The sequence below is a fragment of the Nocardia sp. NPDC003963 genome (assembly GCF_053605105.1).
Genome location: NZ_JBSGIP010000087.1, coordinates 1 through 9,842, shown reverse-complemented (window position 1 = coordinate 9,842; position 9,842 = coordinate 1). Strand labels below are relative to the sequence as shown.

Genomic DNA, 9,842 nt, shown 5'->3' with positions numbered 1-9,842 from the left:
CCAGCCCTGGCAGGCACGGCTCATCGGCAGCCCTCACCCATGAGGAATTGGAAGCGCTGAAAGCGAAAGCTGTGCAGGACGCAGCATTAGAGGGCCCCACCCCGCCCCGCCGAAGGCGGGGCAAATAAACACAGCTCAGTCGACGGATTCGTAGCGCATGCTGTTCTCCGAGCGGCAGATCTCCTCGATACCGGTGACGATATCGCGCAGTTGTTCCGAGGGCAGGGCGTGGGGGCGGAGCCGGCAGGTGAAGGTGATCAGGCCGTGGTCGGTGGCGGGCAGGTTGTTGGCGGCCGATTCGGCCCGCAGGTGGGCCGAGCGCACCCCGTAGGTCATGGCGGAGATGACGGTGAAGCAGCCGGTGCGTTCGCGGTGGCCGTTGAACAGGTCGTGCAACCGGTAGAACACCGATGTGTAGTTCGACAGCGGGGCGAATACGCCCACCCGGTAGGCCGGGCCGCGCTCGGAGGAGCTGATCACCGTATCGGCGAGATATTCGGCGTCTCGCAGGGTCAGGATCTTGGGGGTGAACATCACGGCGCCGGCGGCGGCGTTACGGACCGGCATACCGGCCTTTCCGGGGGTTGCCGAAGCGATGACGCCCAGCGATTTCCGCGCCCGGCTGCCGACTTCGCGGCGGGCCCGGAGCGACCGGGTGGGCGCGGTGGGGTAGAGACTGGACCACTGGCCGAAACGTACGGTGCCCAGCTGCACCTGTCCGGTTCCGACCGGCCGGGATACTTTGAGCGGGGCGGTATCCACCCAGCGGCCCACCTGCAGCACCGCGTCGCGGGGGCGGGTGACCTCGGTGTAGGCGTAGTCGACGAAACTGTCGAAATCGAGGAACCGGCGCGAATCGGCGGACAGCCAGGTGTTGTCCTTGTCGACCTGCACGGTGTCGAGGGTGAGCGCGGTGATGATGCCGGCCCGTCCGCCGGCGCCGAGGATGCGGTGGAAGCGCTCGGTGTGGTGGGTGCGCCCGCAGGTGCCGATCCGGCCGTCGGGATCGACGTACTCCAGATCCACGATCTGATCGATGAACAGCCCGTGTCGATGCGAGGCGGTGCTCACGCCACCGACGGAGGCGAAACCGCCCGCGGTGATATCTCGGTGGTCGCCGATCACCGGTAGGCCCAGGCCGTGTGCGGCCAGTCGCCGATCGATATCGGACAGACGCGCTCCGGCCTGTACCCGGACCGTGCGGCGGCCCAGATTCAGATCGACGATCGAGTTCATCCGGCGCAGCGAGACCACGGTCTGCTGGTCCGGCAGGGTGAGGCCGTCGGTGGCGGGATCGCCCCCGTGGACGGTGAGCGGCCTGGAACGGTCCCGGGAATTCCGCACGGTGCGAACGACATCCGCGGTGTCGCGAGGCAGGTACTCGGCGGGGAAGACAATGTGCGGCGTGCTCATGGCACGAAAGCTAACCACAGCTCGGCGGCCCTGGCGATACCAGTATCAGAGGTGTGCTGGTGTACCGGAGGCCGAGACCCCGGAGGCCGGGCCGTCAGAGGCCGGGAGCTGCGCTTTCGGCGATCGGGCGTCGAACGATTTCGGTGCCCGGGACCGGCGTTCGGCGGAGCGTGCGATCGTCTCGCGGATCTGGGGTAGGCACAGCGCGGGCCGCGGTCGCGTCGCTACGCGCGGTACGCGGCGTCAGCTCAGCCGCTGTAGCCGCCGGCCGATCTCCGCGACCCAATCCACCTGCTCGAAGGCGGCGAAATCGACCCGGATCGTATCCAGCACATCGCGACCGGGCGCGAACAGCATGGCGCGCTTATCGGCTTCGATGACGACGTGCATACCGTGCTGGTCGGCCAGGAAGGTCACCTCGATCTGGTTCAGGGTGGGAAAACGCGGTGACGGGCCGAATTCGATCTCCTGGAAGAACGGCAGGGAATGCGGGATCCGGTCCACCCGGCCGACCTCCACATCGGCGTGCCGCAACCCGAAACCCCATGCCTCCACCGCCGCCAGCACGATATGCTGCGCGGGTAGGGCGCCGACCCCGATGGGATCGGTATCGGTGGCGTCGAATCCGCCGTCCACGTCCACCCGGGTACGTACGGCGACAGCCGTACCGTGCAGATGCCGACCGTTGTAGAAGGTTATCGGTGTCTCCCAGGGCGTCGTGAGTTCGAACTGCCCCTCCAGCGGATACCCGGGCAGTAGTTCGAACGGGCCGAACACCGGCCGGCGGGCGAACGCCGTATCCACCAGGCTCTCGCCCTCGTCGTGTTCGCGTTCGGCCCGGGTTATCAACTCCGCCGCAACGCCTTTCACCCGGACGGGGCGGTCGTGGCAGCGCATCCGGATGACCCCGCGCACCGGTTGGCCGGGCTGGACGCCGGGGGTGAACAACTCCGTCTCCACCTCGGCCGTATGCGCACCCAGGGCACCCAGCAATGTCTTGAACATCCGATATCTCCCTCCGACCCCGCCCGCGTGTTCTCCCGCCGCCCCTGGGGTTCATCGGATCAACAGCGTAGACGTAAACGTCCGCCCGTGCTCTGTCCGCCCGGTAGGGTGGTCGAAGTCCTTGAACGCCTGTGGAATACGGCCGCCGAGGATGGGAGGGAGGTCGGCGTGTCCAATATCGATCAGCGGATCGGATGGGCCGTGGACTGGCTGCATCGCAGCCAACTCGGTGATCGCCACGGCGGAGCCGGCTGGGGCTGGGTCTCCGATGTTCCGCCGAATCCGCAGAACACCGCCGAGGCGGTGGTCGCGCTCACCGCGGCCGGCCGCCCGGTGCCCCGGGCCGACGAGGTACGGACGCTGGTCCGCCGCGATGTCGTGGACACCGAGAGCGGGGCATGGGAGTTCCGGTCACCGATCGACCTGTCCTGGCGGTTGCGGGCGCTGAGCTGTCTGGGTGTCGGGCCCACCGACCCCGCGGTGGTGGGATGCCTGCGTGAACTGCACGCCAAACGGGATCCGGAGACCCGGGGCTGGCGACTCTCGGGTCCGGTCGGCCCGGTATCGCTCACGGCCACGACGGCCGCGCTGCACGCATTGGCGGACCTGGCCGTAGCCGACGACGCAGCCGCCCGGGCACTGGTACAGGGCACATCGCTCGTGGTTTCGCTGCTACTGGACGACGATCCGCGGACCCAGCCGATGTATGCCTGCGCGCACGCCGCACTGCTGCTGTCCCGGCCGGAAGTCGCCGCCGTGGGTGGTAAACGGGTCGAGCGGGTCCGTGCCACGACCGTGGCACGGATGCTGGACGGCCTGCGGCGGGGCGAGGCGCGGGTGGAGGAGGAGCCCTTCCGGCGTGGCGATACGGCCGATACGTGGCGGCATCTGAGCCTGCACCTGGCGGTGTGCGCGGTGGTCACCGCCGACGAGCGCGCGGTATTCGATCCCGGCGTGCGGCGCGGCCTGGTGGAACTGCTGGAACTGCAGGAGACCCAGGAGCTGTCGGCATCACGTGGTGGTTTCCGCACCTCCACAGAGGGTTTTGTGACCTCCTACGCGACCGTGCAGGGCCTGGAGGCCATGACCGCGGTGCGTCGCATGGTGAACGAACGGGTCAACCCCGCCACCGTTTTCGACATGATCTGCCGGGAACAGGGCGTCCACCCGCGGGACGCGCAGGAAGTGGTGGGCTATCGAGGGAGCGTCGTGCTGATGAACAGCTACGCCGGCGCGATGACCCTGGCCGCCGCGCTACCCGCCGGGCTGACCATCGCCCTGCTGGCGATACTGTTCGCCGACGACCTCGGCGTCGTGGTCAGCCGGTCACTGGTCGTATGGGGCACGTTCTTCGTGGCTTTGGGCACCTACACCGGGATCGCGACGCGATTGCCGTCGGTGCCCAAGGCGCGGACCGCGGCGGCCGTGTTCGCGGCGTTCACCGCTGTCATCCTGCCCGTCGTGACCTTCCTGCTGTCGTGAAGAGCAGCGGCCGCGGTCTGGCGCTGCTGGTCCTGGCGACCAGCCTGTGGGGTGCTTCCAGCGCGGGTATCGCCGGAGTCGGGGCCCGGGGCTTCGCCGCCGCACCGGTTGCCGCCGGGGGCGCGGTAGCGCTGCTGGCGTTCGCGGTGGCGCGCGGGACGGACCCGTGGCGGGACTTCCGGCGCTCACCGGGGCTGTTCCTGCGGCTCGGGGTCCTCGAGGTACTGAATCTGGTCTGCTACGTCGCCGCGCTCCACATCGGCCCGTTACCGGTGGTGGTGGCCCTGCATCTCACCGCACCGGTGCTGATGATCATCACCCAGATCGTCCGGGGCCGGCGCGCGGTCACTGTCGCCGTTACCGCGGAACTGGTGGCGGTCGGGGTGGCGATCTGGCTGGTGGCCTCGCATCAGTCCGCCGATACCGCGCTCGGGCCCGCGCTGGCCGGCTGTGCGCTCGCGGTCGCCAGCGCCGCCTGCGTGGCCGGGCTGATCACCCTGGTGGTGCGTGAATCGGCGGGCCGGCCCAGCGGGTCCGCGGCCGGACTGCAGTTGCTCACGGCATCGGTGCTGGGCGCCCCGCTGCTCGGATTCGCGCTGCTCACCGGAGACGGGCCGAGTACCGGGCAGACGGCCGCCCTCGCCGCGATCGGGGCGCTGCTGCTCGGTCCGGGATTCGCCTGCTACTGGCTGGCGCTCCGGGACCTCGACGAGGTGCTGGCGGGGCTGGTGGGCCTCAACGAGGCGGTGGTGGCGACGGTAACGGGGGCGGTGGTCGTCGGCTCCGATATCAGTGCTGCGACCCTGCTCGCTGGAGCTCTGGTACTCGGCGCGGTGGGACTGGAACTGGGCGGCCCCGATCGCTTTCGTGCGCCGTCTTGACGAACCCCTGGCACGCCGTGAAATCCTTGTCGCCGGTATCGGTCTCGACCCCGCTGTTCACATCCACCCCGAACGGATGGACGGCACCGATCGCGTGCTCCACATTGTCGGCGGTCAACCCGCCGGCCAGGATGACCGGCCGCCCGATCCGGGCCAGCTCTGCCACGATACGGGCGCTGACCGACCAGTCGTGGGTACGGCCGGTACCGCCCAGCCGGTCGGAAGTACGGGAATCCAGCAGTACCGCGTCACAATCGGCCGCGACCTCCCGGGCGCGGGACACCGCGTCGGCTCCGGTCACATGGACCGCGCGAACGATCGTGCGCCCGTGGGCCGCGGCGTGTACCGCTCGTAGCGTCGCACGATCGACCAGGCCGTGGACCTGGATGGTGTCCACCCCGACCCGGTCGGCCAGGTCGAGGATGGCGCCTGCCTCCTCGAGATGGGTCACCAGCACCCTGTTCACGAACGACGGAGTGGCTGCGGACAATTCCGCGGCCGACTCGGGTGTCAATGCGTCTTCGCTGTAATGGGTTGTCCCGCAGATGAATCCGACGGCATCCGCACCGGCGGTCACCACCGTCTCCAGGTCCGACCGGGACCGGATACCGCAGATCTTGGCGCGAACTGTCATTCTGTCCATGGTACGCGTCCGAGCTCAGCTCGCGGCGGACTCCGGAATGCGCGGCAGATGGGAGGAGGGGCCCGAGGGCACGTCCTTCTTGAGGCTGGCGGCGTAGACGTCGACGTATTCCTGCCCCGACATCCGCATCAGCTCGTACATGACCTCGTCGGTGACCGCGCGCTCGACGAAGCGGTTACCGCCCATTCCCTCGTAGCGGGAGAAGTCGATCGGCTTCCCGAACTTCACCGTGACCTTGCGCCGGCGCCACCGGAACGGTCCGGGCGGGCTCACCTCGTCGGTGCCGATCACCGCGACCGGGATCACCGGCACACACGTTTCCAGCGCCAGCCGGGCCATCCCTGTCTTGCCCTTGTACAGGCGGCCGTCGGGGGAGCGGGTGCCCTCGGGGTAGAGGCCCACCAGCCGACCCTCGTCCAGCAGTTTGCTCGCCGCGATGAGCGCGTCCTCGGCCGCGTCGGCACCACTGCGATCGATCGGATACTGACCCGAGGCGCTGAAGAAGAACTTCTGGAACCGCCCCTTGAGGCCCGGGGTGTTGAAGTACTCCGCCTTCGCCAGATAGTTGATCCGGCGCGGACTCGACAGCGGGGCGAAAAGCCAGTCCGCGAACGAGAGGTGGTTCCCCGCCATGATGGCCGGCCCGTCGGCCGGAATGTTTTCCACGCCCTCCACCTCGGGCCGGTTGTACAGGTGGATGAACGGACCCAGCAGCACAAACTTAAGCAGCCAGTAGAACATGACGTCCTTACTCCGGGAACCGGGATGGAATTCGGGGAATGCCTCTGCTCGCCGACTCTACCGCCGGTCACAGATCACATCCAAGCCCCGCGAACAATCTCACTCACACCATCGGCCCGGCACTTCACCAGTGCGTTTCGGTGACATGAACGTGACGCGACGGTTTTCCGGGCAATTCGGATGACCCGCACCGGTATCAACGGCCGGCTATCAGCGCGGAGCGGGCGAGTTCGGCGGCGCCGATCATGCCCGCCGCCTCACCGAGCTGGGTGGTCCGGATACGGGCCAGCGGCCGGTGCCCGTGCCCCGTCACCGCGGCCGCGTACTCCTCGCGGGCTTCGTCCAGGAACAGCGGCGCCGAGCTGCTCACACCGCCGGCGACGACCACCAGATCGGGGTCGAAGATATCGCCGACGAAGGCCAGTCCCAGACCGAGCCAGCGGGCGAAATCGGCCATCACACGGACGGCGAGCGGGTCGGCGTCGTGGGCGGCGTCGGCGACGCGGCGGCCGGTGAGCGCGCCCGGGTCGGCGACGATCTCGCGGGCCAGCGGCGACGTCGCGGATTCGGTGGCCAGCAGTTCGATCGCGGTCTCGGCGAGGGCCGTCCCGCTGCAGTACCGCTCCCAGCAGCCCTGTTTCCCGCAGCCGCAGTCGCGCCCCCGCGGGACCACCTGCAGATGCCCGAGTTCGGGTGCGACACCGTAGGTGCCCCGGTACAGTTCGCCGTCGAGCAGCAGGGCGGCACCGATACCGGTACCGATCGCGATCAACACCACATTGTGACCACCCGCGGCGGCACCGAACCGGTACTCCGCCCACATCGCGGCATTGGCGTCGTGTTCGAGGAGAACCGGTAGCCCGAGGCGTTCGGTGAGCCGTTTCGCGACGGGCGCGTCCCGCCACGGTAGATGCGGGGCGAACCGCACCGTGGTGCGGTCCCGGGAGAGGAAACCGGCGACGGCCAGCCCGACGGCGTCGAGCGTATGCCGGTCGGCGAGTTCCCGGACCGCGCGGTCGAGCGCGGACTCCAGCGCCGCCGCCGAATGCGGTGTCGGGTACTGGACCGTATCGAGGACTTCGCCGGTGCCGTCGACCACCGACGCGCGGATATTGGTGCCCCCGATATCGATACCGACAGTCAGCGGGGCTCCGGTGCCGGAGGCGGTCATTGTTTGATGTTCACGGGTATGCCGACATAGCGGGACCTTCCGGCCGGTGCCGTCCGGCCGCCGGGGGTGTCTTCGCCGGCGTCGGTCTCCGTTGCCTCGCCGGGGAAGTCGCCGGGGAAGTCTCCGGAGGGCGCCGAGTCGTCCGGGGCCGCGTCGGCACCGGCGGTATCCGGTCGGGGATGTCCGGACGCCGCACCGGTTTCCGGGCCGTGCCGGTGCGCGACGACCGGATCCACCGGGACACCGGCCAATGCCTCACGCAACACGGTGACGATCGCGGTCCCGTGCGCCGCCACGGTCGCCAGCACTTCGTGGTGCTCACCGCGGACCAGTGCGGCCGCCGCGCACAGCGGACACCACGTGCAGTTGTTCCACTCCGGCTGACCTTCGGCCGCGGCATCGCGCAGGACCGGTTCGACACGTTCGAGTACGGCCTCGGCGAGCAACCGCAGTTCGTCGGCGAATTCGGCGACGCCCTCGGGCTGGCGGTAACGGGTTCCGGTCACTTCGGCCACTCCTGTGGGTCGGGGCGGAAACGGATCACGAGATACCCGTTGTCCAGCTCGGCGGTGCTCACGGTGCAGCGGCGTAGGACGGGCGCCAGACGTAGCCGGCGGCGGATACCGTCCGCTCCCACGATCAAATCGTCCTCCACTCGTCCCAGCCGCAGCGTCGCCGGATCGGCGACCGGCAGATGGATACGCATCGCGTACACCGACTGCAACCCCGCGCCCGATTCCAGCCGCACCGCCGGTGCGACGGTCGCGGTATCGGTGCCCGCTCCCGATATCGGCGCCGGACCCGGATCGTCGCGTACACCGCCGCCACTGTCGAGCCGGACGGCATCGTATCCGCGTCCGGGTTCCGCGCTGTGCTCCGCCACGACACACGACAGGGCGGCCAGCGGGCCGATACCCACCGGTTCGGCACCGGTATGCCCCGCGACGAGTACCGGGATCTCCGGCATGGAGCGCTGCAGCCCGGCGATCACGTCCCACTGTTCGGCGCAGCGGTTCAGATACCAGCGCACCGCCGGATGCTGCGGTTCCGGACCCGGCGGCGGCACCGGCGCCAGCACCTTGTTGACCACCACCGCGTCCAGCCGCAATCCGAGCAGAGCCGTCGCCGACCGCACCCGCGCCGATTCGGCCACCGCGACCCGTTCGGCCAGGGTGATGAGCCGGGCACCGGTGCGGTCCCGATCGGCGAGCAGATCCCGTACTTCGGTCACCGCCGCGACGATCCGCTGCACGGTCGCCGCCAGGACCGCCCGGCGGATATCGGTGCCGATCGAACTCATCATCCGTTGATGCGGCGGCCAGACCCGGTCCAGATAACCGAGCACCGTCTCGGGCATGGTGACGATGCGCAGCATATCCGCGGTCGGTGGACAGTCCAGGACGATCGCGTCCCATTCGTCGTCGGCCGCGTACTGGGCGATCTCGACCAGCATCAGCAGCTCCTGAACTCCCGGCACACCGGTGAGTTCGGCCGGATCGAGAGCGCCCAGATCGATACCGTGCTCATGGCCCGGATCGGTGCGCAACAGTTCGGTGAGCGTGCCGAAACGGTCCTCGAGCAGCGCCAGCGAATCGAGTTCGATCACTTCCAGGCCCGGGACGACCTGCGTGATACCGGGTACGGCACCCGCGTCATGGGCGAACCGGAACCCCAGCGCGTCACCCAGCGAATGCGCCTGATCCAGCGATGCCACCAGAATCCGCTGGCCTTCGCGGGCACAGGTCATAGCCCGCGCGCACGCCAGCGTCGTCTTCCCGACACCGCCCTTGCCGACGAACAATTCGACCCGCGTACGTGACCGGGCACCGCGGGCGGGCCTGCCGCCGCGGACACCTTCGCCGTAGTGCTGCGGCCCGGTCAGCCTTCGACCCGTTTCTTCAGTTCTTTCAGCGCGGTATCGGTGATCACCTTCTCCGCCTTGCGCTTGAACATCCCGATCATCGGAATCGTCAGGTCCACGGTCAATTCGTACCGCACCTCGGTGCCGCCGCCGGACTGTGCGACGAGCTCGTAACGACCCTCCTGGGTCTTCTGCAGCTCGCCGCTCACCAGGGTCCAGCTCACGGCCATATCGTCGGGCTGCCATGTGTAGGACAGCACGTAGGTGTCCTTGACGACGCCCGCGTCCAGTACGAAACGCGCGGTACGGGCCCGGCCGTCGGGGCCGGTCTCGAGCACCTCCACCGATTTGGCCGCCGATACCCATTCCGGGTAGGACGCCAGATCGGCGATAACGGACATCACCTGTCGCGCGGGTGCCGCGATGACGATCGATCTCTGGGTCCGGTCGGCCATAGGTTCTCAGTGGTTCCTTTCGGCAGTGCGGTACGAAATCCGTCAGTTGTCGTGCGGAGCGACTCCGGCCGGGCGGTCGTCCTCCAGCCGGTCCTTGATCTCGAAACTCATCACCTTGCCCGCCACCCGGCGGGCCCGGTTCGCGGCGGCCAGCTTGCGCGGCGGCAACGGCTGCGGCGGTTCGGCGTGC

The 9,842-nt window shown here is 68.9% G+C and carries 10 protein-coding genes and 1 pseudogene; 2 read left to right on the top strand and 9 right to left on the bottom strand.

The annotated features are described in order from the left end of the window. Positions 1-135: 135 nt before the first annotated feature. Positions 136-1,413, bottom strand: coding sequence for an FAD-binding oxidoreductase (locus ACWEWT_RS38030; protein WP_452565765.1), 1,278 nt, complete (start codon positions 1,411-1,413; stop codon positions 136-138). 243 nt (positions 1,414-1,656) lie between these two features. After that, positions 1,657-2,418 carry a sporulation protein gene (locus ACWEWT_RS38025; RefSeq protein ID WP_452565764.1) on the bottom strand — a complete coding sequence of 254 codons (762 nt, stop codon included), beginning with the start codon at positions 2,416-2,418 and terminating at the stop codon, positions 1,657-1,659. Positions 2,419-2,586: 168 nt separating this feature from the next. Here ACWEWT_RS38025 and ACWEWT_RS38020 point away from each other — a divergent pair, with 168 nt between their 5' ends. Next, complete coding sequence (locus ACWEWT_RS38020) at positions 2,587-3,900, top strand: hypothetical protein (protein WP_452565762.1); 1,314 nt, start codon at positions 2,587-2,589, stop codon at positions 3,898-3,900. After that, entirely contained in the window at positions 3,897-4,781 is an 885-nt protein-coding gene (locus tag ACWEWT_RS38015; protein ID WP_452565760.1) for a hypothetical protein, read from the top strand. Before ACWEWT_RS38020 ends, ACWEWT_RS38015 begins: the two co-directional genes overlap by 4 nt. Here the strand turns inward: ACWEWT_RS38015 and ACWEWT_RS38010 are convergent. From ACWEWT_RS38010 to ACWEWT_RS37980, 7 genes and pseudogenes are all read right to left on the bottom strand, one after another. Continuing rightward, positions 4,690-5,415 (bottom strand): phosphoribosylanthranilate isomerase, encoded by a 726-nt coding sequence (locus tag ACWEWT_RS38010; RefSeq protein WP_452565759.1) that lies wholly within the window; start codon positions 5,413-5,415, stop codon positions 4,690-4,692. The two genes, ACWEWT_RS38015 and ACWEWT_RS38010, sit on opposite strands and share 92 nt — an antisense overlap. Positions 5,416-5,439: 24 nt before the next feature. Then, positions 5,440-6,165 carry a lysophospholipid acyltransferase family protein gene (locus ACWEWT_RS38005; protein WP_452565758.1) on the bottom strand — a complete coding sequence of 242 codons (726 nt, stop codon included), beginning with the start codon at positions 6,163-6,165 and terminating at the stop codon, positions 5,440-5,442. A 196-nt stretch (positions 6,166-6,361) separates the two neighbouring features. After that, the gene (locus ACWEWT_RS38000; RefSeq protein WP_452565757.1) at positions 6,362-7,336 is read right to left on the bottom strand and encodes an ROK family protein; all 975 of its coding nucleotides are present in this window, start codon (positions 7,334-7,336) and stop codon (positions 6,362-6,364) included. After that, positions 7,333-7,842 (bottom strand): hypothetical protein, encoded by a 510-nt coding sequence (locus tag ACWEWT_RS37995; RefSeq protein ID WP_452565756.1) that lies wholly within the window; start codon positions 7,840-7,842, stop codon positions 7,333-7,335. Before ACWEWT_RS37995 ends, ACWEWT_RS38000 begins: the two co-directional genes overlap by 4 nt. Beyond that, entirely contained in the window at positions 7,839-9,137 is a 1,299-nt protein-coding gene (locus tag ACWEWT_RS37990; protein ID WP_452565754.1) for an ArsA family ATPase, read from the bottom strand. Before ACWEWT_RS37990 ends, ACWEWT_RS37995 begins: the two co-directional genes overlap by 4 nt. A 77-nt stretch (positions 9,138-9,214) precedes the next feature. Then, positions 9,215-9,652: an SRPBCC family protein gene (locus tag ACWEWT_RS37985; protein ID WP_452565753.1), complete on the bottom strand. Its 438-nt coding sequence runs from the start codon at positions 9,650-9,652 to the stop codon at positions 9,215-9,217. A gap of 42 nt (positions 9,653-9,694) precedes the next feature. Then, positions 9,695-9,842, bottom strand: a pseudogene (locus ACWEWT_RS37980) (polyketide cyclase / dehydrase and lipid transport); the annotation flags it as partial.